Below are 24,665 nucleotides of genomic sequence, written 5' to 3' on the forward strand. Positions count from 1 at the left end.
AAGAGCCGGAGATGAATTTGATTTTCAACGCGCCTTCCGAGGACAAATCCGAGCTGGAAGATGCGGGCGATTTCACGCCCCGCTTCGACGATCGCGGCCTGATTACCGCGATCGTGACCGACGCGCATGACGGCGAGCTGCTGATGGTCGCGCATATGAATGCCGAAGCTCTTGCGCTGACGATCAAGACAGGCACGGCGCATTATTTCAGCCGTTCCCGCGGAAAACTCTGGAAGAAAGGCGAAACCTCCGGAAATCTGCAGGCGGTGAAGGAAATCCGTACCGATTGCGATCAGGATGCCATCTGGCTGAAAGTCGAGGTCGCCGGACATGATGCGACGTGCCATACTGGTCGTCGTTCCTGTTTCTACCGTACGGTCGAGCTCGAAGACGGCAAGCCGATGCTGAGCGTGGTCGACGATCACCTGCATTTCGATCCGGAAGAAGTTTACAAACAGTAGACTTATCGGCGAAGTGCTCGAAGAAGCTACAACCAGTATACGATTTGGAAACGAAAAAGGGACAGTATTTTAGCTGAGGCATACTAGGCCTCGGAGGAGGCCTTAAATGCTGAATTGGGGGTTGAATCGTCATACTGGCGGACAGAACTCGACCGGTTCAGGCCCTTCGCAGGATACGTCCAGCCCGCTTATCCCTCCCGCTCCGCCCAAGAAGGTCAAGATTGCGCTGGCGCTTGGTGGCGGCGCTGCGCGCGGCTGGGCGCATATCGGCGTTCTGCGTGCTCTCGATGAGGCAGGCATCGCCGTCGGCATGATCGCGGGCACATCGATCGGCGCCTTGGTTGGCGGTTGCTATCTTGCCGGCAAGCTCGACGAGCTGGAGGCTTTTGCCCGCTCGCTCACGATGCGCCGCATCGCCAGCCTTCTCGATCTCACCATCGGCGGCAGCGGCCTGTTCGGCGGCATGCGGCTGACCAAGCGCATGCAGGAGCACCTGGAAGGACTTTCGATCGAGGATCTTGACCGTCCTTTCGTGGCCGTCGCATCGGAGCTGAATACCGGCCATGAGGTCTGGATCGCCAACGGTTCGCTGATTACGGCGCTCAGGGCGTCTTATGCCCTGCCCGGCATTTTCGAACCGGTTCGGAGCAACGGCCGCACCCTGGTCGATGGCGCACTCGTCAATCCCGTGCCGGTTTCCGTATGCCGGTCCTACGAGCAGCCGCTCGTGGCGGCGGTCAATCTGCACTATGACCTTTTCGGCCGGTCGGCCGTGGTCAAGCATAGCGTCGGCCAGCCGAACGGCGATTTGTTGCGTCGTGACGATACGGCACCCATGAAGCTCGGCATGACCGGCGTCATGGTGCAGGCCTTCAACATCATACAGGACAGGATCGCGCGCGCCCGTCTGGCCGGCGATCCGCCGGATCTCGCGCTGCATCCGCGTCTCAGCGATATCGGTCTTTCGGAGTTCCATCGCGCTGGCGAGGCCATCGAGCGCGGCTATGAAGAGGCTTTGACGAGATTGCCGGAAATCCGGCGCATGCAGGAAACCTACGCACGTCTGTAGCGCAGGGCTGCGACCGGCCCTTGGCCGATCGCCTGATCTCATCCGATTCCGGGTCCGTTCACCCGGCGATATAGGCCTTGATCTGTTCGGCCTCGAGTTCGATCTCGCGGATACGCCATTTGACGACGTCGCCGATGGAGATGATGCCGGAAAGCTTGCCCTTTTCTTCGACGGGGACGTGACGGAAGCGACGCATGGTCATCAGCTCCATCAGCTCGTCGGTCGTGGTGTCTTCCTTGCAGCGATACACCTTGGCCGTCATCAGCGAAGCGATCGGCTTTTCGAGGCATTCCTGGCCATGCTTGGCAACTGCGTTGACGACATCCCGCTCGGTGAATATGCCGGAAATCTTGCCGCCCGGCCCCACGACGACGATCGCGCCGATACGATTCTCATTGAGAATCTTCGCGGCCTCGGCAACCGACGTGTTGCCGCCAGTCGTAACGACATCGCGGCCCTTGGCCTCAAGTATGGCCTTTACGGAAACTGACATTCGATCCTCCCATCTCGAAAGCATGCTGAACACCTGAAGCGTCCGATATGTTCCGAAATTACCCCCGGAGCTCAAACCGGCGCCTTGCCCGTCGGTCGAGTCGATCTCCTCATCTCGCGACCGACGGACAATAATCGTGCGCCTGTGTCAGTGAGAAAGCAACAGTTCATTCATCGAGTGGTAAAGCTTCCCGGGCCTCCCGGGGCGGCTGACGGTCGAACAGCGCAAAGAGCAGAAATCCGAACAGGAAACCGCCGATATGGGCGTCCCACGCCACCGGCTGCGAACTGTCGCCGGCAAGCGTGATCCCGAAGGCCACGAGCGCATTGCCCGCGATCCACATGACTATATAGGCGACGACGGTACGGCTGCGAAGCGAGCCGAGAATGCCGAGGCGCGGGTTGAGGTGCGCCTGCCGCATCGAGACCCGGCGACCGTCCGTGACAGGAAATGCAAAGCGGCAAGCTGCGCCCATGAGCGCCGAGACCACCCCGGAGGCGCCGATCAGAAGCGTCTGGTCGCCCCAATAGAGTGCGGCATGCATGAAGGCGGAGGCCGCGGACGAGAGAATCCAGAAAATCACGTAGCGTAGGGCGCCGATGCGCCGCGCCACGGGCGCCGCAAAGACCATCAGCCAGAGGCCGTTGAAGACGATATGCTCGATCCCGCCATGCAGCAGCGAATAGGTGACGGGTGTCCAAAGCCACTCCAGTCCTTGCTGCGACAAAGGGAAGGCATAGCGCGCCGGAATGAAGCTGAAGGTGAAATAGATCCAGTTCAGCGTATCGTCCGACCACCACGGCAGGTTCATGACCGCGAAAACCACGATCAGGACGGCGAGGCTGGCGACAATGATGGGGGGTAGATTGAAGACTGGAGCGCGCTGCTGCGGCCGCGGATTTTCCGGCTCGGGGCGCGGCAGCTGTTCATCGTCCATGTCTTGCTCGGCTTTCTCTGGAAGTTACCGACCCATAGCGCAGCGCACGTCAAAAAAAAAGCCGCCCGGCGGTGACGGACGGCGTATCGGGTGCTTCTCTCCGGACTTAGCCTTGAAGGCCTGCCCGGCACCCGGGAAATTCGTGCTGAATATCACTTCGTGAAGTGATGAACGATTTCTTTCATTTGCCGCCGCGAAAGGCAATCGCAACCTTTTATTAACCCTAACGGCCCGGTTCTGGCATGGATTTCGCAACGCGTAAGCTGGAGGCAATGAATGCCTTTGCAATTGAACTGAAATGGGACACGGACGCATTATGCGCCAGAAGACGAGCATAGAGATATTTACCTATTGGGAGCAGATACGCGGCAACGCGGATGCACCCTTGCGCAATCTGATACAGCCATCTGCCGTGAGCCATATTCTCCCGGAGCTGTTCATTCTGGAAAATACGGCGGATGACAGCCCGCGCTTCCGCCTGGCGGGCACGGCAATCTGCAACCTCATGGGACGCGAGATTCGCGGCGAGAATTTCGCGGCGCTCTGGGCCAGCAGCCAGCAGGACGATCCCGTCCGCATCGCTGCCGGCGTGATGACGCACGTCGTTCCCGCGTCGATCAACGCGACGGGTTATTGCATCAGCGGCCGCAGCATGGCTTTCGAGATGGTCTTGATGCCGCTTCGCACATCGGGCGACACCTGCGACAGATTGCTGGGCTGTCTTACGCCCGCGGTTCATTCGACATGGCTGGGCAACGAACGCCTGGAGTTTCTGGCGCTCGACCGCAGCCGCCTGCTTCACGAGCGCCCCGCCCGGCTTGTCGACGCACAACACCATCCCGATCCTTCCGATATGCTGCCGCTTCAAGGCGGCGTCAGCCTGGGCGAATGGATGCGCCAGAAGTTGATTCAAGCAAAGAACGGACGCGACCGTGCCGGGATTGATCCAGTACGGGACAAAATCGGCCGTCGTCTCTAAGTTAAGCCTCAGGAAAGACAACCTTACTTTAAGGAGTTGCCGCTAATAGTTGGAAGAGACGCAATAGGGTTTAAGACGCTTCCATGCACTCATTCCAGCCGGCCCATGCGACGCGGCCCAATCACATGGCAGGCAATGCCATCCGCAACGATCAGCGGACCTTTCAGCGGGTTCCGATCAATATGCAGGGCCGCCTGATGCTGGCCAACTATGACGAGTTCGAGTGCCTGGTGACGGAGATGTCGCCGGGTGATCTCTATGTCACTTGTGCGGGACGTCCGCGCGCAGAAGAGCGCGTCATTGCCTATATCGACCATCTCGGCCGCGTCGAGGGCAATGTCGTTGCGGTCGATGGCCGCGGCTTCAGCATGTCGATCAACGCGACCGAGCGGAAGCGCGAAAAGCTTGCCGCGCAGCTGACATGGCTTGCCAACAAACATGAGCTGGGCCTGCCGGAAGATCGCCGCCACGATCGTCTGATGCCGCGCGATACCCGCAGCGAGCTCACGCTTGAAGACGGCACGCAATATGTCTGCCGCATCATGGACCTTTCGCTCTCGGGCGCCGCTGTCGATGTCGAAGTCCGCCCCGTGATCGGAACACCGGTGCGCCTCGGCAACATGCGCGGCCGCGTCGTACGCCATTTCATGGAAGGCGTGGCGATCGAGTTCCTGTCGCTGCAGTCGCGCGAGACCTTGCGCGAATTTCTCTAGTATCGTCATCTTCCCGTCACGCGGCATCGCGAAACAGCGACGCCTGTCTTTTCTTTCAAGCGTGACGGCAAGATGCTCTATCCGGACATAACTCCTTTTGATGAAGGCCTGCTGGATGTCGGCGACGGCCAGCGGATCCATTGGATGCAATCCGGCACTCCGGACGGCACTCCGGTTCTCATCCTTCATGGCGGTCCGGGGTCCGGCAGCTCCGCTGGAACGCGACGTTATTTCGATCCGCAACATTACCGGATCATTCAGTTCGACCAGCGCGGCTGCGGTGGCAGCCTCCCGCATGCGTCGGAACCGGCGATCGATCTCGCGAGCAACACCACTTGGCATACCGTTGCCGATATCGAGCAACTGCGATTGCAACTCGGCTTGGAGCGCTGGATGGTGTTCGGCAACTCCTGGGGCTGCACGCTTGCGCTTGTCTACGCCGAAACCCATCCGCAACGGATCGAAGGCTTGCTCCTCGTCGGCGTCACCATGACGAGGCAATCGGAAATTGACTGGCTCTATCGCGGGCTTGGCCGCTTCTTTCCGGATGAATGGGCGCGTTTTCGGGCAGCCGTGCCGGAAGAGGATCGCGACGGCGATCTTGTCGCCGCCTATTATCGCCTTCTGCGTGATCCGGATCCGGCAATCCATGTGAAGGCCGCCAGGGATTGGCACGCATGGGAGGCGGCCTCGATCCTGATCGATCCCCGCGCGACCCTGTCAGCGCGCTGGTCGGACCCTCTCTACCTGGCGGCGCGCGCCAGGATCATCACCCACTATTTTCATCATCTGGCCTGGCTGGAGGAACGCCAGATATTGCGCGACATCCATCGCCTCGCCGGCATCCCCTGCACGATCATCCAGGGTCGTCTGGATCTCGAGGCGCCGCTCGTTACCACCTGGGAACTATCCCAGGCCTGGCCGGAGGCGAAACTGACTATCGTTTCGAACGCAGCCCATTCGCCGGCGGTCGAGGAGATGGCCGCCGCGATCATCGGTATGACCGACGGGCTTCGTCGGCGGAATTCCCGATAGACATCAAAAATAATTTTTTGAGCCGTCTTTCCCAAAATGGGACAGTCTTGCGCAGACATGGCCATTTTCGCCGCCCCGATTGAGCACTGGCGTATGCAACCTGTTTCATGATGGCACGATTTTCATCCGAATTGGCACCGGCATGTTAAGAATTCTGCCTGCGGGAAACCATTCTAAAACAGCTCGATACGCGATTTCCCCCTCCCGCAATCCAATACCGAAATCACTCGAATTTTAATCGAATTTGACGCGAACTTGATTCAAGTTTTCTGCGTGTTTTATGAAAGTTTGATCCAGATTTGAATCAACTAAGTCCTTAATTTGACTGTGCAATTTTGCGTCGGATAAAATCATGCGTGTCATTCTGATCCCAATAAAAACAGGGACAGGGACATGAACTTTCAATCCGTACTTCGCGGCTGCGCCGCTCTGGCACTTTTCACTCTCGGCTTCTTCGGTCCGGCTCAGGCCGCGCCCGCCAGCATGACGATCACCGGCGACGCCGCTCCTCCGATCGGCCATTACGAGTTCTGCAAGGAAAACCCGCGGGAGTGCGCCTATGCCGGCGGCGACGCCGGTCCGGTCATCCTCACCCAGGATAGCTGGAAGACGATCCTGCAGATCAACTACACGGTCAACACGACGATCAAGCCGATGACCGACATGGAGCTCTACGGCGTCGAGGAAAAATGGGCGATCCCGACCACTGCCGGCGATTGCGAGGATTTCGCGCTTCTGAAGCGCAAGGAACTCATCGATGCCGGTTTCTCGCCTTCCGACCTGCTCATGACCGTCGTGCTGCAGCCGAACGGCGAAGGCCATGCCGTCCTGACCGTCCGTACGGATCGCGGCGACTTCATCCTCGACAACATGCGCAACAAGGTGAAGCTCTGGTCCGAGACCGAATATACCTTCCTCAAGCGCCAGTCCGCCAACGATCCGGCCCGCTGGGTCAAGATCCAGGATGGCCGCGCCGTCGCAGTCGGCAGCTTGAAATAAGTTCCGCTCCTACACGATCGTTGGCGGCCTAGCGCCGATGATCAAAGTCAGAGGCCCGGTCTAGTCCCCTGATTTCTGTCCAGGCCGGTGCCTCTGAGCCGTTCCCACTGTCCCGGGGAACGGCTCTTTTTCGTTGTGAGACTGGCCTCGGAGCGGAGGCCGGAAACGTCCCGGGAATATAAGTGCGCCATTAGCATGGCTTGCGATCTATATTTAACCGACGGTTAACCATCATGGCGCCAATCATCATTCCCAACGAGACTCAATAAAGGTCGAAAGCCGCTCGGTTTTGCCATTAATGATGGCGATCGGAGCGGAGGGAACTGAAGGCAAGAGTATGGCTCCTCTTCTGTCGTCCGCCTCAATGATCGAAGAAAGGCCGCTGGTGTCGAGCGGCTTTGTCTATCGGCTCACCGCAGGCGTTGCCGTTCTGGCGGCCCTTACCGTCGCGATAACCATTGGCGGCCATTGGCTTGGCGAGAAAATTTCACTGGCCGGCCATACGATCGATACCAGGCCCATATCCGTTACGATCGGCGACGACACCATACGCCTGGCGGCGAACACGATACGCTTCCCGAGCGAGCGTGTGGACGGCACTGCCGAACGCGTCGATCTCTATCTGACCTGGCCGCAGATGCAGGGCTATAGCGAAGCCGACCGGATGCGCTTCGACGATATCTCCCAGTCGTCCTCTCTGATCTTTCTGCAAATGAGCCAGAGCACGATGTCCCGCGACATGTCCGGCCGGCTTGAGCCCATTTATTCGCAATTGATGGATGGCGCCGCCTATGCCGGCCCCTTCGACCTCACGGCACATCGCCTGCGTGCGGATGCCGGCTATAACGGTGAAGTGCTTCTGACGGCGCCACGACCGGGCGAGCCTGACTATGCCGTTCGCTGCCTGCTTCCCTCCTCGCCGGCACTTGCGACGAGCGGCGATTGCCAGAGAGACGTCAAGATCGGCAAGGATTTGAGCGTTCTTTACCGATTTTCCAGCAATCAGCTTGGGGATTGGCGCGCCATGGACGCCGCCGTCCAGAACTTCGTCAGGACGCGCCTTGTGGATAACCCCGCTTTGGCGGCGACTGCTGCCGGCGGCCGCTAAAATGGCACAGAAACCTGAAACCAACTGTTCATCATAAACCGATTGGTAACGCTAAGCCTCTATTGTCGAACGCAACGGGCGTTCATGGAGGCGGCGACCGGATAATCGAGAATGTTAATGCAAGCAGAGAGTGATTTAGTGTCCAGATCAATTCTTCCCGTTTCGTCGTCTCAAACCGGTAAGATTCTGGCGAGAGCGCTTCTTGGTTTTTCGATTGCGACGGCAACGGTCACCGTAACCGTCGTTGATGCCAGCGCCGCCGGTTCGAAATATGCCGGCATCGTCATTGACGCCAATACCGGCAACGTCCTCTACAGTGAAAACGCCGATACGCTCCACTATCCCGCCTCGCTGACCAAGATGATGACGGTCTATCTGACCTTCGAGGCGCTGGAGGCAGGCCGCATCACTCTCGATACCCCCGTCGTCTTCTCCAGGAATGCCGCCGCGCAGGCGCCGACAAAACTCGGTATCGGTGCCGGTCACTCCGTAACCGTTCGCGAGGCGATCCTCGGCATCGTCACCAAATCAGCCAATGATGCGGCGATGGGACTTGGCGAGATGCTAGGCGGCTCGGAAGAAAACTTCGCCCGCATGATGAACGACAAGGCGCGCGCCCTCGGCATGACGCGCACGACCTACCGCAACCCGAACGGCCTGCCGAATACCGCGCAGATGACGACGGCGCGCGATCAGGCCCGTCTCGGCATCGCCCTGCGCGAGCATTTTCCGCAATATTACGGCTTCTTCTCCGAAACGAGCTTCCGGCTCGGCAATCGCGTCATACCGGGCCACAACCATCTGATCGGTTCGGTTCGCGGGGTCGATGGCATCAAGACCGGCTATACCCGCGCCGCGGGCTACAATCTCGCGACCTCCGTAAAGGTAGATGGACGCTCCATCGTTGGCGTCGTCCTGGGCGGCGCTTCCACGCCGGCTCGCGACAACCAGATGCGCAAGCTGATTGCCGCCTATCTGCCTGTCGCATCGACGAAGCATATTGCGACGAATGTCATCGCGCAGACGTCGGCTACCACGCCCAATATCCAGGCTGCGAGCGCGCGCATGGCCGATATCAGCCGCGCCAAGATCAAGAATGACCAAACGGTCGAGGTCGCTGACGCTCGCCCATCGAGCGCGGCAGCTTTCGCGGCGGTAACGCCTCAATCCTCAAATCCGTTGCTCTCGGCAAAGCCTGAGCCGGTCCAGCGCCCCGCCTACGACGAGACCGCGTCCGTCGCCCCGTCGGATGAAGGCGATGAGGATGAAGTCGATACCGTAACGACCGCATCGACCTCCAAGAGCGACACGAAGCTCGTCAAGCTGCAGCGTGCCGAGAAATCCGAGAAAACTGAAAAGGTCGCGAAGGCAGGTAAGGCCGAACGCGGCCCCACCGGCTGGGTCGTTCAGATCGGCGTCTCCTCCAGCAAGGACGGAGCGACCGATTTGCTGGATACGGCAAAGAACAAGGGCGGCAAGGCTTTGCGGTCGGCCAAGCCCTACGCGGTCGCCTTCGACGGCGGTTACCGCGCCCGCTTCGGTGGTTTCGGAGATCAGGGCGAGGCACTCAATGCCTGCAAGGCGCTCAAGCGAGCCGGCGTAAAGTGCTGGGCGAGTATGGAATAAAAATGCGGCCATGGCTTTCATCGCCGCATGATTTGAGAATTGGTCGGGCCTTCTTGAAAAGCCCGGCTTTCCGGCTTCGAATGTCAAACGGGCCGGCCCTGAGTTTGTAACGTGTACGGGGTTTTGAGATGGCAATGAACGAGAACTTTCCGGGTTTCTCGCTCGACGGCGGGGGCAAGATGAAACCGAAGAGCTTTGCTCTTCATCCGCTGCATGAGGCGGCGATGCGGCTGGCGGACCTGGGCCTCAGCCGATCGCGTTCGCGTAACAAGACGAAAGATCTAATCGGCATCCTGCTTTGCCACGGCGCGCGCGCGTGGCGCTACTCGCAGCCTGAAGCCCATATTCATCTGCACATCACGGCCCCGACCGGCCGGGCACCGATCATGATGCGGCTGCGCTAGAGAGACGCCGGAAAAAACGTAGAACGGTTTCCCGCTCGGAGTTGCGTAAAAACAATGAGATAGAGCGGGAAGCTAAAGCACTTTAAGGGCCGAGCTACAGCAGTCCGAGTTCGGACAGTTCCCGCCGCAGATCGGCGGGTAACTCGGCCGCGGCACCAAGACTATCGAGGTCGCGCGGTACGTCATCCTGCGGCAGATAGCGCCACCCCTGAAACGGCCGACGAGGCTGACCGGTCGTCTCGATGACGCTTGGGTCGAGGATCAGCCGGCAGCGCTGAATGCCCTCGGCATCGGTGAACGTCTCGATCCCGAGCAGCCTCTGCCGGGCCTGCACTTGCCCCTTGATGACCCAGTAGAGCGAGCCGCCGTCCAGCAGCTCCTCAATCCGTTTCGGCACCATGCGCGTCGTATGGGTCGTATGCGGCTCCAGCCCGGCGGCGATGGCGTTCATCGCCCGCTCGGAAACCCATTCGCGCAGATCCTCCAACGAATCCGCGCCGACGCACAATTTGATGAGATGCAAAGCCATACCGCCGTTGAAATCCTTTTGGCCGACAGCGTCAAGCTTTTAGATCAGGTGTCCACTCAGCATTCCACGACATTCACGGCAAGACCGCCAGTCGAGGTTTCCTTGTACTTCTCGCTCATGTCGTAGCCGGTCTGGCGCATGGTCTCGATACAGGCGTCGAGCGGCACGAAATGCTGGCCGTCGCCCTTGATCGCGAGCGAGGCAGCCGTGACCGCCTTGACCGCACCGAGGGCGTTACGCTCGATGCACGGCACCTGCACCAGGCCGGCGATGGGATCGCAGGTCATGCCGAGATGGTGCTCCAGCGCAATTTCCGCTGCATTCTCGATCTGCTCCGGCGTTGCCCCCATGACCGCAGCGAGCCCAGCAGCCGCCATGGCGGCCGCCGACCCCACCTCGCCCTGACAGCCGACTTCGGCGCCGGAAATCGAGGCATTGTGCTTGATGATGCCGCCGACGGCGGCGGCCGTCAGAAGATAGTTGCGAATGCCGTCCTGATCCCAGTCCTCGTGAAAATGCTGATAGTAGCGGATCGTCGCTGGGATGACGCCGGCGGCACCATTGGTCGGCGCCGTCACCACGCGTCCGCCGGCCGCATTCTCTTCGTTGACGGCCATGGCGTAGACGCTGAGCCAGTCATTGGCGAGCAGCGGATTGATGCGGTTGCTGCGCCATTCTTCTTGAAGCTTGTCATGGATCGCGCGCGCGCGCCGGCGCACCTTCAGGCCGCCGGGCATGATGCCATCGACCTTGAGGCCGCGATCGATGCAGCTGCTCATGGCAGCCCAGATGCGGTCGAGGCCGGCATCCAGCTCTTCGGCGCTCATGTGCGATTCTTCATTGGCGCGCTTCATCTGCGCGATGGAAAGACCGGACCGCTCGGCCATGTCGAGCATCTGCTTGGCGCTGGCGAAGGGGAAGGGAATGCGAGCGCCTGCCCCAGCCGGTTTCTTCTTGTCGGCCCGCACCTGCTCGAGCTCCGTATCGGTCACGACAAAGCCGCCGCCGACGGAATAATAGATGCGCTTGACCAGGAGGCGGTCGTCTTTGTCGAAGGCGGAGAAACTCATGCCGTTGGCATGGCCGGGCAGCGGCACCTTCTTGTCGAAGATCAAATCTGTCCTCGGCTGGAACCGATAGCCCGGATGACCCGGCGGCATGATGCGCCCCTGGCGCTCGACCTCATCGATAATGCCGTCCATATGGTCGGGATCGACGCTATCGGGTCTCTCGCCCATCAGGCCGAGAATGACAGCCCTGCCCGTGCCGTGGCCGATGCCCGTATGGGCCAGCGAGCCATGAAGGGTAACCTTGATCGAGTCGACATGCACGTTCGACGACGGGCGCGGCCATTCGTTCGACAGCAGCAAGTCAAGGAAGCGATTCGCGGCCGACATCGGCCCCATCGTGTGCGAGCTGGATGGTCCCACACCGATCTTGAATACATCGAAAACTGAAAGAAACATGGACTTTGAGTGCCTCCCAGGCAAATCGATTTCTGGCAAGGCTACGCTATCGGGGCAAGCTTGCACGGCGATTGGCCGACATCGGATTTCATGGTAGCGACATTACATATAGGCATGAGGGGAGGCAAACAGAAGGCCATTGCGCCCCGCTCGTGCTCGGATACAGTCCCCGTCGGATCGATCTGGAGAATCTGCCTATATGACGACAGCCGACTATGTCGCCCTCGCCCTCTTCATCTTTCTCTGGGTCGCGCTGAACTGGATCACCAGCAGCGCAACATTCTTCAACCGCATCAGCCTGACGCTGGCGATGAATGAGCGCCGGCGCGAATGGATCTACAATTCGCTGCGTCGCGACCTGAAGATGATCGACACGCAGATTCTCTCCGGCCTTCAGAACGGCACCGGCTTCTTCGCATCCACCTCGATCTTCGCCATCGGCAGCTGCTTCGCGTTGCTGGGCGCGACCGACAAGGTCAACGCCTTCTTCTCCGACCTGCCCTTCGTCTTCAACAGCGGCCGGACCGCATTTGAAATCAAGGTGGCGGGGCTTGCCTGTCTGTTCGGCTATGCCTTCTTCAAATTCGGCTGGGCCTATCGCCTGTTCAACTATTGCACCATTCTCTTCGGCTCACTGCCGATGCGCGAGGAAGCCATTCTCGATCCGCTGGGCGCAGAACGGGCAGCGGAGCGTGTGGTGCGCATGAACATTATCGCAGCGCGCAGCTTCAATGCCGGGTTGAGGGCAATCTTCCTGTCCATCGGCTATCTCGGCTGGTTCCTCAGCCCTTATGTCTTCATGGCAACGACGCTCTTCATCATCGTCGTGCTGATTCGCCGACAGTTTTTTTCGGATGCTCGTCTGGCCATCATGGACGGCGATATGCAATGACAAGGCCGCGCCGGCCCGCGCCGGCGCGTAAGATCTGAATTCATGCCCGGAAGGAATCCGCAATGGCCGCCATCGCCGAGAGCGCCGATGCACCCCCGAAGACGCCTCGCATCGGCATTCTGGACACGGCGCGCGGCATCGCCCTGCTGGCGATGGCGAGCTATCACTGCACCTGGGATTTCGAATTCTTCGGTTATCTCGATTCAGGCACCGCCGAAACCGGCTGGCTGAAGCTATACGCACGCGCCATCGCCAGCACCTTCCTGTTCCTGGCCGGCTTCAGCCTCATGCTCGCCAATACGCCTGAAATCCGCTGGCGCTCCTATTGGCGGCGGCTGGGCATGATCGTGGCCGCGGCGTTGGCGATCTCGCTCGTCACCTTCATCGGCATGCGCGACGAATGGATATTCTTCGGTATCCTGCACAGCATCGCGGCGGCGAGCCTCATCGGGCTGCTGTTCCTGCGCATGCCGGCATTTGCCACGCTTCTGATCGCTGCGTTGCTCGCAGTCGGCATCGTCATCGACAATGTCATTGCGCCGCTGTCGCTGCATTCGACGTTTTTCGATGCGCCGTGGCTATGGTGGGTCGGACTGTCGGAAAACATCCAGCGTTCGAACGATTATGTGCCCCTCTTCCCATGGCTGACGCCGTTCCTCTTCGGCCTCGGCATGGCACAGCTGGCACTATCGCTCGGCTGGCTCGAACGTCTGGCGAAATTCGGCCCGGGCCGCAATCCGATCGCCCGCACCGGCCGCCACAGCCTGATCTTCTATCTGCTTCACCAACCGGTCCTGTTCGGCCTTGTCTATCTTCTCTCAGTGGTGGCACCGGCGCCGCAGCAGGATCCGACGGTCGGCTACATCAGACAATGCGTCGCCTCCTGCACGCGGTCGGGAGGCGAAACCATGTGCCGAAGCTTCTGCCAATGCACGCTCGACAAGTTGCAGGCGCAGGATCTCTTCAAACCCCTGGAATCCGGGGCGATCAAAGCAGATAGCGATGAACGCATAAGCCGAATCGCGATACAATGCACGGAACAAGCGCAATGACAGGGTTATTCCATGAATGCCTATCGTTCGAAGTCGCTAAGCTTTCCGTGGCCGCCGCTGCTTTATAGCCTGGCCGTCATTGTGGCGCTGTACCTCCAGCGGTGGTATCCGCTGCCCTTGCCGTTTGCCTGGGCTCTCGCTTCATGGATCGTCGGAGCCTTGCTGACGGCCTTTGCGGTGACGCTGAATGTCTGGGCCGTCAAGACGCTGCTGGAAAGACGCACCACCGTGCTGACCCAACGCTGCACCGCGCATCTGGTGACGTCAGGCCCGTTTCGTTTCACCCGCAACCCGACCTATCTCGGCTATACCTTGCTAACGGCGGGCCTCGGATTGCTGATCGGCAATCTCTGGTTCGTGGCGATGGCGGCAGCAGCAGCCGCATTGACGACACTGCTCGTCATCCGCTGCGAGGAAATGCATCTCCTCTCGCGCTTCGGCTGCGAATTCGAATTTTACTGCAAGCGCACACGCCGCTGGCTTTGAGTCAATGGGACCGAAGGATCGCTCGGGGGATCGTTCAGGCGCTGCCTACTGGTTTCCAAATAGAAGGAATATCCGGCCGATTCTCGTTCGCGTGCGATAAACCAGATCGTTCCTGACTGGGGCATCTGCGCCGGCGTAGAGCTCGAATTGACGGGACCTGTCTCCGCCGACGGCACCTTCCAGCCTGGCGGATCTTGCCTCGTTCAGGAAGGAGCAGTCGGGTCTGCTGCACCGAACGCTGACCTCTCCCGACAGACCTAGTATGGAGTCGATGGTCACGCTCACTTCAACTTGGGTCTTCCGGTCGTCGACAAGCTGGCAGCGGGCATGAATGTGACAGACCTGCTGGCCATAGATCGCATCCTTGCCGTCAAGCAAAAGGCCGTAGGCGACCTGAATATCCGATTGGGTGATATCAGCCGCGCGGCTGCCATCGGCACTCGCGAAAATAGCGGCCGCGAGCATGACGAGGGCAGATGAAATTCTTGTTGCCACGCCAATAACTCCTTAAGAACGCTCAGTTTTTAGAAAGCATTCTTGCCGGAACTATGGCCGCGCTATTGCGTGCTTATTCGTGGTGCAGGCGATCAGGTGCCCACGCCGATTTCGGCGAGACGTCCGAGGCAGGCCTCCTCGACATTGTCGAGTTCGCTGAGTGTATCGTCGATATCCTTGCGCTTCTGGCGCAGTTCATCGCGCTTCTCATCGACACGCTTCATCAGCAGCTTCAACTGGCCGATTTCGCCGGGAGGCTCCCGATAGACCTGAATGATCTCGCGTATTTCGGCAATGGTAAAGCCGATGCGGCGGCCGCGGAGAATTTCTTGAATGAGACGTCGGTCGGCGGGCCGGAACAGACGCGTACGACCCCGGCGCTCGGGCTGAATGAGACCCTCGTCTTCATAGAACCTCAAGGTTCGGGTCGAAACGCCGAATTCCCGAGTGAGCTCCGTTATGCTATAATATCCGTCAACCAAGAATCCGGCCCCTTCTGCTGACAGCCATAATATTGACTTTTACGTAATAGTCAATTTTCATGGGTTTATAGGGCGTGGCCTTCTCGCTGGCGACGCGCAAACCAAAAGGTCGCTAGCGCGGCGAACATGAAATAACCTCCAGCATGATTGCGGTCGGCCGTCACTGAACCGGGCGAAGCGGGAACGGACCGGCTCCGAATCGAAGACGTACGCGCTCGGTAAATATCAACAACGCCATAAATCGAAAAACAGCTCATAAGCAAAGAGATAGAGGAAAATGCTGCTATAGAGAATTCAGTTATCGAGACGGTGGTATTGTCCTCGCCTTGTCCCTATCCTGGCAAGTCTACAGATGTCCCTTCGTTCGATAGAGAGTACCTTGACCGCCCGCCCCATTGTCCGCTTCCCAGATCCGCTGCTTCGCACCCCTTGCGCTGCCGTCACCGTCTTCGATGACGACCTGCGCGTGCTTGCAGGCGATCTCCTCGATACGATGCGTGCCGCCCCCGGCGTCGGCATTACGGCCGCGCATATCGGTGTCCTCAAGCGGGTTGTCGTGATTGAACTCAGCCGCGAGGACGGCGTGCGTACCTATGTCAATCCGCAGATCGTGTGGTCGTCCCACGAGAGCATGCGCCATACGGAAGGCAGCGTTTCCATGCCGGGCGTGACCGAAGAGATCGTCAGGCCGAAATCCATTCGCTTTCGCTATCAGGACGTTGCTGGTGAAGTACATGAAGCGGAGGCGAGTGACTTTCTGGCCATCTGCATTCAGCACGAGATCGATCAGCTGGACGGCATCTTCTGGCTTCAGCGGCTTTCCAGGCTCAAGCGCGACCGTCTTGTGAAGAAATGGGATAAGACGCGGGATTAGGATATCCAGACGAAAACGGGCGCCGTAGAGGCGCCCGCTGTACGATCGATCGATCAGGTTTGCACTCAGCCCTTGAGCTTGGTGTTGCAGAGGCTGTAGTAGCCGCCGCCCTTCTGGATCCACTTCAGGCCGCCGAGCGAATTCTTGGCCTTGTTGGCATTGTAGGCATCGACGCAGGTGTGGAAACGGCCCTTGCCGGGAGTCTCGCTGGCATACTTGGCGTCAACTTTCGCCGGGAAGCTCACGCCAGCCGGTGCAGCCGTCGTCGGCTTTGCAGGTTCGGTTGCCGGCGGCTTGGTGGCATCCGGTTCGCTTGCATCGACCTTGGCTGCCGCCTTCGTCGTCTTGGACGGTGCCGCAGCAGCGGGAGCGGTCGCCGCCGGAGTGGTCGTCGTGGTAGCGCTCGCATCGGCGCTGCACTGCGTGGCGCGGAAGTCGTTCCACTTCTGGCCGTTCAAGGTGCCAGCGGTTTTAGCGGCCTGATATTTGGCGCTGCACTCTTTCATGGTGAGCGCAGAAGCCGAAGAAGCGAGGCCCATCGAGCCTACAACTGTGAGAGACGCAAAAGACATCAACAGAATGGCACGACTTGTCATTGGCATTTCCTCCGCTCTATGACGAATGTCGAAACTATTAATCGTATCGTCCCTGTCGATTGTCAATCGACGCGCGATCCGGGGGCGACGGAAGACACCATATGCGGACGAACATGAACGGAGACTGTACGAAAATAGCCATCAAAAAGAGTGACTTGGCCTGAAGGACAATCTGCGATGGCAGTTCGCGGCGCTACGTGATTCGCCATCAGTCCAATCGGTCCGGTTGCCGATATGGCACAGCAGATATCGAAGCCATTCTATTCGCAGACGAGCGACGCACTCGGGCTGCAATAGCACTCATAACGCGGAGCCGGACAAGTCGCGACAGCCAGGCTGAAATCGTTGCAATTGCATTGGACGTGAAACTGCTGATCCGCCGTGGCCGAGGTCGCGCTATAGATGGAGAAGCCGGTACCGATGTCGGCTGGACGAGACCCCACGCTGAAAGAATAGTTCGGGCCGGTCGTCTGTGTCGGGGGATCGCTCTGCTGCGCCAGGGCAGCAAACGGCATGGACGCGACGGCGCAAATGACGAACAGCCGCTTTATCGTTGATTTGCTCATGTGATCTCGCGCCTTTTACTGACACATCAGATAGGCATGCGGAACGCAAGTGCAGGCATAGGCCTGAGTCGGGCATGTCATGTCCTGCAACGTGCGGTCGTCGCAATTGCACGTCACGAAATAGGATGAATTGTTCGGCATCTTCAGGATGCTCGAGGTGGAATAGCCGCTGCCAAGATCAGCCCGCCGATAGCTGAAGCTGGAAGCCGAGTTTTTAGTATCCGGCTTGGGGTCCGCGGCGTGGCTCGCGATCGGCAGCCCGGCCAACGCAACAATCAACAACGCCTTCCCACCCATCCTTCGATATCGGGACGCGTTCATAGCAATCTTCATCTTCCAATTCCCTTCAACAGAACTTGCATCGAAACAACCGCTACATTCGCGGTGTTTCGTCCGTGTCTCCGTCCGTTTCGAAACGTTTCCGCCCGGTGGCTTGCGGTTGTCCGGCCGGCGGAGACATTGCGGTGAGAACCCTCACGGATCCTGCACGCAAAACGATATCACCACCGCGTCGGCCCCAAAAGCCAGATGGCGGGCAACCGGCAATCACTGTTTCGCGATCAGGCGGATGGCGCAGACAGGCGGCGTTTCCGCATCGTTCCCAAGCCTTGAAGTATGAAGGCGCCGCCCTAATCTCTTTAGGGCAGTTCCCCTCTCTGTGCCCTGGATGCTCTCCCGTCCAGGGCATTTTCTTTGGCGGGTGACAGACCCGACACCCGGCATTTGCAGCGTGATACTCTTAGAGGTTGATTGCCGGCTACGCGAAATGAGTCGCCATAGCGCCTCGATGGGCGTAGGCTCCATCCACCGTTGGCTGATCGAATCCGTAGGCGCCAGCGGCTGAGAGAGACAACGCACTCTCGCCTGCAGAGGTCTAGGAGTTACCCGCATGACCTCGCATGATAGTCATGACAATATTCTCAGCGATCAGAAACTGCACGATCTTCTCAAGGCCGAAGACGAGATGGAACGTCTGGTGGAATCGAAGCCCGGTATTCCGGCGGAGATCGAACCTCCTGCCGATGAAGACGCAGAAGAATCGCTCCTGTGAAAACACTTCATATCGTGACAGCCGTTTTTCATCGAAGAAATACGATCTGAGCTCCGCCGGTATATGGCGGAGCAAATGTCTTTGATCGGTTTCTAATGCTTGGCTTCCAATCAGGGAAACATGCTTAGCCGTCGTTGACGGTCAGCCCGAATACCTGCTCGAAAGCATCCCGCAGGCGGATGTCGACATCCGCCATCATCACCGGCAAGCCGAGATCGACAAGGCTGGTGACGCCATAGGCGGAGATTCCGCACGGAACGATGCCGGTGAAATGGCCAAGATCGGGATCGACGTTCAGCGACAGGCCATGAAACGTCACCCACTTGCGAACACGGATGCCGAGGGCCGCGATCTTGTCTTCGGCGACCGCGCCATCCGGCAGCGCCGGCCTTTCCGGACGTCTGACCCAGACACCGACCCTATCCTCGCGCCGCTCGCCGCGTACGTTCATCGATTCGAGCGTGCGAATGATGACCTCTTCGAGGGCGCCCACGAAGGCGCGGATATCCTGCCGCCGACACTTGAGGTCCAGCATGACATAGGCCACGCGCTGGCCCGGCCCGTGATACGTATATTCGCCGCCCCGTCCGGTCGCGAATACGGGGAAACGATCCGGCTCGATGAGATCGGCGGCATTGGCGCTCGTGCCTGCCGTATAAAGTGGCGGATGCTCGACCAGCCAGACGAGTTCCGATGCCCGGCCTTCGGCGATCGCGGCGACTTCCGCCTCCATCGTGGCGACGGCTTCATCATAAGGCACCAGCGTATCGCTGATCCGCCAGCGAACGGGCGGCGTACCGTCAACGGGAAACATCTGGTGAGAAAGTTCGGTGCGAAGCATATTGGCAGTCCTTTGCGCGCCGCAGGCCGCACTTGTGGAAATCCTGCGTGCCGACGGGTTGTCCACATATGGCGCTATTCAGGCGGAAATTCAAACATCTACGGCGTTTCCACCGCATTTGGACCGATGCGATCGGAGGAGCTGTGAAGGAATTTAAAAAAACTGACACATCGCTCTTGTGCCCCCCGAATGCTTTTGCTACATGCAGCCGCGCCGGAGCAATTCGGCCTACCACGATGCGGTCGTGGCGGAATTGGTAGACGCGCAGCGTTGAGGTCGCTGTGGGGCAACCCGTGGAAGTTCGAGTCTTCTCGACCGCACCAAGAACCCGGCTTAGGCCGGGTTTTTTGTTTTCAGGTCAATGCTTTACTCCCGCAGCATGTTCTTCCCCGTGAAGCATGCCGGAGGCCACTGTAAGCATTCCGCACGCTGATGATCGCTCCATCCATTGAAATCAGTGCCTGCGGGTATGGCCTCCGCAAAAATCACCGCAGCAGCAAAAGCAAGCGACGCCGGTTCTGCCCGGCCAACGGACATCCGATGGGCGGCTTGACACAGCTTGGCGTCATGTCAGTTTGCGCCAAATGCGCGAGTGGGGACGACCGTGAAACAATTTTACCTTTTGGGAATTCTGATGCTTCTTGCGACATCGGCCATGGCGGATGCCGGCGCCGACATGAAAAGCTGCCGGGATGAAACCGATTCATTGAAGCGCTTGACCTGCTACGACGCCATAAAAATCGATGGTGAGAACACGCCGGCGGACAACACGATATCCGCGGAAGTACCGAAACCCGCTGACGTGAGGTCCGGCTCTTCAATCACGCCGGCAAAATTGAAGCTTGAAGTTCGACGGCGCGACTTCCGTCGGGAGATACTCAATGATCAGGTCATTCTGGTTCCCACGCTCAAGAACGGCTCCAAGAAGACCGTGGTGGCAATAGAATTCAACATAGCGATCAGCGACGCTTTTGGAGACAAGGTGGTCGACCAGCTCGCCCGTTTGGACATCAAGATAGCGCCGGGCAAGACCGTGGAAAGCGATTCGATATTCTACTGGGAAGACAACCCATTTATTTCAGGCGAAATCTACGACAAGCTTGTCGGGCCGGTTTCTACCGGTGTGGCGAAAGCATCTCTTGATGTGAAGAAAGCCGTATTTTCCGACGGCACGACGGAAAGCTATCAATAAGTCTTCGTATCAGGATCGCAAGTAACCAGAAAAGCCCGCTCATGCGGGCTTTCTCCTTCCGATCTCGACCGCTTGCAAATCCGGTGCGGTCATCAGTGCGCGACATCCTTGCTGAGATTGCGCAGCCGTATCTGATGGTCGAGTCGCTCGAGCTGACGGGTCGTGGTCTCTATCAGCCGGCCGATCTCCTGATAGGCTGTCCTCAGTCGCGAAAGCTCGTTTCGAACGGCGTCCAATGCGCGCTCGTCGCTGTCCTCTCCAGGCCCGTCGCCTGCCCCGGTCATCAGCCATACCGGAGAAACGTCGAAGAGAGCCGACATCTTGACCAAGGCGGACGGGTTGGGTTCGGCGCGATCGGATTCCCAGGCGAGCATGGTCTCTTCGCTGACGCCGAGCTGGCTTGCCAATGTCTCGAGGCTGATGCCGGCCGCGTCGCGGGCCATGGATAAGCGTCCGCCCAGGGTGTCGTCGCCCTCGTCCGAAAAAACGGTCGTCTCTTGTTCTGGCTTGAACATCGGTGCGATCCTTTTCCTGGCTGCGCCGGCGATCTTGTGCGGCGCATCTATGTTTTAGCCGTTTCCAAAGCTTCAGATAGGTCTAAGGGCGTCATCCCGCCACCGTGATGTGTCCCAATTGGAAAAGTGTGACATTTTCCGATGACAGTCTCCGCGTCTCGCGACCCATCCCCGATCGCGCCTTGATTGCATGCCTTTCCTGTGTTTGATGTCTGCCCATGTCCGTCTCCTCCACCGTCTCCACGCAGCAGAATCCGCTCAGAGGCATGACGATTATGGCCAGCGCCATGATCCTGCTCCCGACGATGGATGCGATCGCCAAATACATGGCGAGTTTCGAGGGCATGTCGCCCGGCCAGGTGACGTTCTACCGCTTCTTCTTTCAGCTTGTATGCATGCTGCCGCTGCTAGCGACCGCGACCGGGAGGTCCGCCTTCTCGGCAAAGCGTCCCTGGATGAACCTGTTGCGCGGTGCCCTGCATGGCGCCGCCAGTCTTCTGTTCTTCGCGGCCGTGAAATATATGCCGCTCGCCGACGTCTTCGCGATCTATTTCGTGGAGCCGTTCATGCTGACGGCCCTGTCCGCCCTGTTTCTCGGAGATAAGGTCGGCTGGAGGCGCTGGCTGGCGATCGTCATCGGGTTCGGCGGGGCGATGATCGTCATTCAGCCCAGTTTCGCAATCTTCGGCCTGAAGGCATTGCTGCCGGTTGCCTGCGCCTTTCTCTATGCGCTCTATCTCTTCATGAATCGCGCTGTCGGAGAAGCGGATTCGCCGCTGACCATGCAGATCATGGCGGGTGCCGGCGGCACTCTGTTCATGGCGTTTGCGCTGTTCGCCGGCAATTCGGCCGGCATCGCCGATTTCCAGCCGTCCCTGCCCGTCTCCGCGCTTGGTCTCGTGCTTTTGCTGATTCTGGGGTCGATTTCAGGCTATGCCCACATGCTCGTGGTCCGGGCTTTCCGGCTGGCGCCCCTCTCGCTGCTCGCTCCGTTCCAATATTTCGAGATCATTTCCGCCACCGTTCTCGGCTATGCGATCTTTGGAGATTTTCCCAATCTTTCCAAATGGATCGGCATCGCCATCATCGTCGGCTCGGGTCTCTTCATTATCTGGCGGGAGCGCATACAGTCGAGATTGGAAAAAACGGCATGAGCGCAGGCATCTTGCGCATGGACCGACAGTGCGATTTGTGGCTAAAACACTGACTGAATAGAGTATTTGGGCGGAGATTGCATGTTCAAGAAAATCCTGATCGCCAATCGCGGCGAGATCGCTTGCCGCGTGATCAAGACCGCGCGCCGGATGGGCATCCTGACGGTTGCCGTCTACTCCGATGCCGACCGGGATGCTCTGCATGTCGAAATGGCCGATGAATCCGTCCATATCGGCGCGGCTCCCGCGGCCGAAAGCTATCTCGTCGCCGACAAGATCATCGCCGCCTGCAAAGAGACCGGCGCCGAGGCGGTTCATCCGGGTTACGGTTTCCTGTCCGAGCGCGCCGCCTTCTGCGCGGCGCTGGAGAAAGAAGGCATCGTCTTCATCGGCCCCAAGCCGAAGGCGATCGAAGCCATGGGCGACAAGATCGAATCGAAGAAATTCGCCAACGCCGCCAAGGTATCGACCGTTCCGGGCCATCTCGGCATCATCGACAATGCCGATCACGCCGAGAGGATCGCCGCCGAGATCGGCTATCCCGTCATGATCAAGGCGTCCGCCGGCGGTGGCGGCAAGGGTATGCGCATCGCCTGGAGCAAGGACGAGGTGCGTGACGGTTTCGAGCGCGCCCGTTCGGAAGCGAAAAGCTCCTTCGGCGACGATCGGGTCTTCATCGAGAAATTCGTCGTCGACCCCAGGCACATCGAGATCCAGGTGCTGGCAGACGGTCATGGCAATGTCGTCTATCTCGGCGAGCGCGAGTGCTCCATCCAGCGCCGAAACCAGAAGGTCGTGGAAGAAGCGCCCTCGCCGTTCCTCGACGAAGCGACGCGCAAGGCCATGGGCGAGCAGTCCGTGGCGCTTGCCAAGGCCGTGGACTACCAAAGCGCCGGTACGGTCGAATTCATCGTCGATCGCGACCGGAACTTCTACTTCCTCGAAATGAACACCCGCCTGCAGGTCGAGCATCCCGTAACGGAACTCGTGACCGGCATCGATCTCGTCGAACAGATGATCCGCGTCGCCGCCGGCGAAAAGCTACCGTTCAAGCAGGCCGATATCACGCTCAACGGCTGGGCGGTCGAAAGCCGGCTCTATGCGGAAGATCCGTATCGCAATTTCCTGCCTTCGATCGGCCGTCTGACGCGCTATCGCCCGCCGCGCGAGGGCAAGACGGAAAAGTCGGTCGTCCGCAACGATACCGGCGTCTTCGAAGGTGCCGAGATCTCCATGTATTACGATCCGATGATCGCCAAGCTCTGCACCTGGGCTCCTTCCAGGCTGGAGGCGATCGAAGCGATGGGCGAAGCTTTGGATGGCTTCGTCGTCGATGGCATCGAGCACAATATGCCGTTCCTCTCCGCGCTGATGAAACATCCGCGCTGGCGCGAAGGCCGTCTCTCCACCGGCTTCATTGCCGAGGAGTATCCGGAAGGTTTCGCGCCCGCAGCGCCGGATGAGGCCCAGACCGCCCTGCTTGCCGCAGTCGCCCTGTCCTGCAGCCTCATCGAATCCAACCGCCGGGAGCGTTATGCCGACCGGTTGCGTCCCGCGGCTGGACCGTTGCGGGAAAGCTGGATCGTCAAGCTCGGCGCGGACTACCTGCCCGTTACGCTGCTCGAAGGCGTGGTGACCATTCCTTTCGAGATGGATATGCAGGTGGGCGGCAAGACCGCAACGGTTGCGACCGACTGGCGCCCCGGCGATGCCGTCTGGGTCGGCGCCGTGGGCGATCGCAAGTTGACGGTGCAGATCCGCACCGTGTTGAACGGCCTGCGCATCGATTGGCAGGGCATCTCGGTCAGGGCCCGGGTATTTACGCCGCGCCAGGCGGAGCTCGACAAGCTCATGCCGGTTAAATTGCCGCCGGATACGTCGAAGCTGCTGCTTTGCCCCATGCCGGGCCTAGTCGTGTCGATCGCCGTCACCGAGGGCCAGGAGGTCAAGGCGGGCGAGACGCTGGCCATCGTCGAGGCGATGAAGATGGAAAATGTCCTGCGCGCCGAACGCGACCTCGTGGTCGGCAAGATCAACGCCAAACCCGGCGAGAGCCTCGCCGTCGATGCGGTGATCATGGAGTTTGCCTGATCGAAATACGGCATCGGAGCAATTTCGGGAAAGGCGCATAGCGGTTTTCCCTCCGGAGTTTCTTGAAACGATGGCGCAGAACGACTGTCCGGTTTAAACTGAATAATTGCCGCTTTAAGTGTCTGATTTTGGCTTGAGCCGCGATGCGTGCCCATGCCAATGTCGCGCGGACCAAATCATAGCAGGAAGGGATGAAACCATGGACGTAAGAGCAGCCGTTGCGGTCGCTGCCGGCAAGCCGCTTGAGGTGATGACGGTTCAGCTTGAGGGGCCGAAGGCCGGCGAAGTGCTGATCGAGGTGAAGGCGACGGGTATCTGCCACACCGACGATTTCACGCTGTCGGGCGCCGATCCGGAAGGTCTCTTCCCCGCCATCCTCGGCCATGAGGGCGCCGGCATCGTCGTCGATGTCGGACCGGGAGTCACCTCGGTCAAAAAGGGCGACCACGTCATTCCGCTCTATACGCCCGAATGCCGCGAATGCCCGTCGTGCCTGTCGCGCAAGACCAACCTGTGCACGGCGATCCGCTCGACCCAGGGCCAGGGCCTGATGCCGGAC

The 24,665-nt window shown here is 59.4% G+C and carries 29 protein-coding genes and 1 tRNA gene; 19 read left to right on the forward strand and 11 right to left on the reverse strand.

The features are described 5' to 3' along the window. Positions 1-11: 11 nt before the first annotated feature. Together hisI and ACQZ6J_RS31725 are read left to right on the forward strand one after the other, a co-directional pair. The gene (gene hisI, locus ACQZ6J_RS31720) at positions 12-461 is read left to right on the forward strand and encodes a phosphoribosyl-AMP cyclohydrolase (protein WP_163994104.1); all 450 of its coding nucleotides are present in this window, start codon (positions 12-14) and stop codon (positions 459-461) included. A gap of 106 nt (positions 462-567) precedes the next feature. Continuing rightward, on the forward strand, positions 568-1,530 hold the full coding sequence (locus ACQZ6J_RS31725; RefSeq protein ID WP_163994102.1) for a patatin-like phospholipase family protein: 963 nt from the start codon (positions 568-570) through the stop codon (positions 1,528-1,530). A 58-nt stretch (positions 1,531-1,588) separates the two neighbouring features. On the opposite strand, the gene ACQZ6J_RS31730 is transcribed toward ACQZ6J_RS31725, so the two are convergent. Further along, the gene (locus tag ACQZ6J_RS31730; RefSeq protein ID WP_163994100.1) at positions 1,589-2,023 is read right to left on the reverse strand and encodes a CBS domain-containing protein; all 435 of its coding nucleotides are present in this window, start codon (positions 2,021-2,023) and stop codon (positions 1,589-1,591) included. A 166-nt stretch (positions 2,024-2,189) separates the two neighbouring features. After that, positions 2,190-2,960: a rhomboid family intramembrane serine protease gene (locus ACQZ6J_RS31735; RefSeq protein WP_163994098.1), complete on the reverse strand. Its 771-nt coding sequence runs from the start codon at positions 2,958-2,960 to the stop codon at positions 2,190-2,192. 316 nt (positions 2,961-3,276) lie between these two features. On the opposite strand from ACQZ6J_RS31735, the gene ACQZ6J_RS31740 reads away from it, so the two are divergent. The 7 genes from ACQZ6J_RS31740 (at position 3,277) to ACQZ6J_RS31770 (ending at position 9,824) form a co-directional block, all read left to right on the forward strand. Beyond that, a complete protein-coding gene (locus tag ACQZ6J_RS31740; protein WP_449086949.1) occupies positions 3,277-3,939 on the forward strand; it encodes a PAS domain-containing protein in 663 nt (220 codons plus the stop codon). Positions 3,940-4,022: 83 nt separating this feature from the next. Then, complete coding sequence (locus tag ACQZ6J_RS31745) at positions 4,023-4,652, forward strand: PilZ domain-containing protein (RefSeq protein WP_163994094.1); 630 nt, start codon at positions 4,023-4,025, stop codon at positions 4,650-4,652. A 72-nt stretch (positions 4,653-4,724) separates the two neighbouring features. Further along, positions 4,725-5,687, forward strand: a complete 963-nt coding sequence (pip, locus tag ACQZ6J_RS31750; protein WP_449086950.1) for a prolyl aminopeptidase — start codon at positions 4,725-4,727, stop codon at positions 5,685-5,687. A 393-nt stretch (positions 5,688-6,080) separates the two neighbouring features. Beyond that, complete coding sequence (locus ACQZ6J_RS31755; protein ID WP_163994090.1) at positions 6,081-6,686, forward strand: transglutaminase-like cysteine peptidase; 606 nt, start codon at positions 6,081-6,083, stop codon at positions 6,684-6,686. A gap of 337 nt (positions 6,687-7,023) precedes the next feature. Further along, positions 7,024-7,794, forward strand: coding sequence for a hypothetical protein (locus tag ACQZ6J_RS31760; RefSeq protein ID WP_449086951.1), 771 nt, complete (start codon positions 7,024-7,026; stop codon positions 7,792-7,794). Positions 7,795-7,911: 117 nt separating this feature from the next. Continuing rightward, positions 7,912-9,420: a D-alanyl-D-alanine carboxypeptidase gene (locus ACQZ6J_RS31765; RefSeq protein WP_449086965.1), complete on the forward strand. Its 1,509-nt coding sequence runs from the start codon at positions 7,912-7,914 to the stop codon at positions 9,418-9,420. A 128-nt stretch (positions 9,421-9,548) separates the two neighbouring features. Next, entirely contained in the window at positions 9,549-9,824 is a 276-nt protein-coding gene (locus tag ACQZ6J_RS31770; protein WP_163994087.1) for a hypothetical protein, read from the forward strand. A 94-nt stretch (positions 9,825-9,918) separates the two neighbouring features. On the opposite strand, the gene ACQZ6J_RS31775 is transcribed toward ACQZ6J_RS31770, so the two are convergent. Both ACQZ6J_RS31775 and ACQZ6J_RS31780 read right to left on the reverse strand, forming a co-directional pair. Continuing rightward, a complete protein-coding gene (locus ACQZ6J_RS31775) occupies positions 9,919-10,353 on the reverse strand; it encodes a DUF1489 family protein (protein WP_163994085.1) in 435 nt (144 codons plus the stop codon). A gap of 56 nt (positions 10,354-10,409) precedes the next feature. Beyond that, positions 10,410-11,819 (reverse strand): L-serine ammonia-lyase, encoded by a 1,410-nt coding sequence (locus ACQZ6J_RS31780; RefSeq protein ID WP_449086952.1) that lies wholly within the window; start codon positions 11,817-11,819, stop codon positions 10,410-10,412. A 199-nt stretch (positions 11,820-12,018) separates the two neighbouring features. Here ACQZ6J_RS31780 and ACQZ6J_RS31785 point away from each other — a divergent pair, with 199 nt between their 5' ends. The 3 genes from ACQZ6J_RS31785 to ACQZ6J_RS31795 all read left to right on the forward strand — a co-directional run bounded on the left by ACQZ6J_RS31785 (position 12,019) and on the right by ACQZ6J_RS31795 (position 14,249). Continuing rightward, entirely contained in the window at positions 12,019-12,711 is a 693-nt protein-coding gene (locus tag ACQZ6J_RS31785) for a DUF599 domain-containing protein (RefSeq protein WP_163994081.1), read from the forward strand. A gap of 62 nt (positions 12,712-12,773) precedes the next feature. Then, the gene (locus tag ACQZ6J_RS31790) at positions 12,774-13,763 is read left to right on the forward strand and encodes a heparan-alpha-glucosaminide N-acetyltransferase (RefSeq protein ID WP_449086953.1); all 990 of its coding nucleotides are present in this window, start codon (positions 12,774-12,776) and stop codon (positions 13,761-13,763) included. 12 nt (positions 13,764-13,775) lie between these two features. After that, on the forward strand, positions 13,776-14,249 hold the full coding sequence (locus ACQZ6J_RS31795; RefSeq protein ID WP_449086954.1) for a methyltransferase family protein: 474 nt from the start codon (positions 13,776-13,778) through the stop codon (positions 14,247-14,249). A 45-nt stretch (positions 14,250-14,294) separates the two neighbouring features. On the opposite strand, the gene ACQZ6J_RS31800 is transcribed toward ACQZ6J_RS31795, so the two are convergent. Next, positions 14,295-14,744: a hypothetical protein gene (locus ACQZ6J_RS31800; RefSeq protein ID WP_449086955.1), complete on the reverse strand. Its 450-nt coding sequence runs from the start codon at positions 14,742-14,744 to the stop codon at positions 14,295-14,297. A gap of 92 nt (positions 14,745-14,836) precedes the next feature. Further along, positions 14,837-15,226 (reverse strand): MerR family transcriptional regulator, encoded by a 390-nt coding sequence (locus ACQZ6J_RS31805; RefSeq protein ID WP_163994074.1) that lies wholly within the window; start codon positions 15,224-15,226, stop codon positions 14,837-14,839. Between the two features lie 379 nt (positions 15,227-15,605). Between ACQZ6J_RS31805 and ACQZ6J_RS31810 the strand changes: the two genes are divergently transcribed. Beyond that, entirely contained in the window at positions 15,606-16,100 is a 495-nt protein-coding gene (locus tag ACQZ6J_RS31810) for a peptide deformylase (RefSeq protein WP_449086956.1), read from the forward strand. Between the two features lie 65 nt (positions 16,101-16,165). On the opposite strand, the gene ACQZ6J_RS31815 is transcribed toward ACQZ6J_RS31810, so the two are convergent. The 3 genes from ACQZ6J_RS31815 to ACQZ6J_RS31825 all read right to left on the reverse strand — a co-directional run bounded on the left by ACQZ6J_RS31815 (position 16,166) and on the right by ACQZ6J_RS31825 (position 17,541). Continuing rightward, on the reverse strand, positions 16,166-16,696 hold the full coding sequence (locus ACQZ6J_RS31815) for a hypothetical protein (protein ID WP_449086957.1): 531 nt from the start codon (positions 16,694-16,696) through the stop codon (positions 16,166-16,168). 260 nt (positions 16,697-16,956) lie between these two features. Continuing rightward, complete coding sequence (locus tag ACQZ6J_RS31820) at positions 16,957-17,262, reverse strand: hypothetical protein (protein WP_163994068.1); 306 nt, start codon at positions 17,260-17,262, stop codon at positions 16,957-16,959. Between the two features lie 15 nt (positions 17,263-17,277). Continuing rightward, positions 17,278-17,541 (reverse strand): hypothetical protein, encoded by a 264-nt coding sequence (locus ACQZ6J_RS31825; RefSeq protein WP_449086958.1) that lies wholly within the window; start codon positions 17,539-17,541, stop codon positions 17,278-17,280. A 610-nt stretch (positions 17,542-18,151) separates the two neighbouring features. Between ACQZ6J_RS31825 and ACQZ6J_RS31830 the strand changes: the two genes are divergently transcribed. Continuing rightward, the gene (locus ACQZ6J_RS31830; RefSeq protein WP_163994066.1) at positions 18,152-18,313 is read left to right on the forward strand and encodes a hypothetical protein; all 162 of its coding nucleotides are present in this window, start codon (positions 18,152-18,154) and stop codon (positions 18,311-18,313) included. A gap of 124 nt (positions 18,314-18,437) precedes the next feature. Here the strand turns inward: ACQZ6J_RS31830 and lipB are convergent, their stop codons facing one another. Continuing rightward, entirely contained in the window at positions 18,438-19,154 is a 717-nt protein-coding gene (lipB, locus tag ACQZ6J_RS31835) for a lipoyl(octanoyl) transferase LipB (protein ID WP_163994064.1), read from the reverse strand. Positions 19,155-19,392: 238 nt separating this feature from the next. Here lipB and ACQZ6J_RS31840 point away from each other — a divergent pair. After that, positions 19,393-19,477, forward strand: a tRNA-Leu gene (locus tag ACQZ6J_RS31840). Positions 19,478-19,758: 281 nt separating this feature from the next. After that, the gene (locus tag ACQZ6J_RS31845) at positions 19,759-20,346 is read left to right on the forward strand and encodes a hypothetical protein (RefSeq protein ID WP_449086959.1); all 588 of its coding nucleotides are present in this window, start codon (positions 19,759-19,761) and stop codon (positions 20,344-20,346) included. Positions 20,347-20,438: 92 nt separating this feature from the next. Here the strand turns inward: ACQZ6J_RS31845 and ACQZ6J_RS31850 are convergent, their stop codons facing one another. Next, complete coding sequence (locus ACQZ6J_RS31850) at positions 20,439-20,861, reverse strand: helix-turn-helix domain-containing protein (RefSeq protein WP_163994060.1); 423 nt, start codon at positions 20,859-20,861, stop codon at positions 20,439-20,441. A 218-nt stretch (positions 20,862-21,079) separates the two neighbouring features. Here ACQZ6J_RS31850 and ACQZ6J_RS31855 point away from each other — a divergent pair, with 218 nt between their 5' ends. From ACQZ6J_RS31855 to ACQZ6J_RS31865, 3 genes are all read left to right on the forward strand, one after another. Beyond that, on the forward strand, positions 21,080-22,015 hold the full coding sequence (locus tag ACQZ6J_RS31855) for a DMT family transporter (protein WP_449086960.1): 936 nt from the start codon (positions 21,080-21,082) through the stop codon (positions 22,013-22,015). Between the two features lie 81 nt (positions 22,016-22,096). Then, entirely contained in the window at positions 22,097-24,106 is a 2,010-nt protein-coding gene (locus ACQZ6J_RS31860; RefSeq protein ID WP_449086961.1) for an acetyl-CoA carboxylase biotin carboxylase subunit, read from the forward strand. A 199-nt stretch (positions 24,107-24,305) separates the two neighbouring features. Beyond that, positions 24,306-24,665, forward strand: a 360-nt coding sequence (locus ACQZ6J_RS31865; RefSeq protein WP_449086962.1) for an alcohol dehydrogenase catalytic domain-containing protein, incomplete at its 3' end; no start/stop codon positions are given.

Source organism: Rhizobium sp. A37_96 (assembly GCF_053521765.1).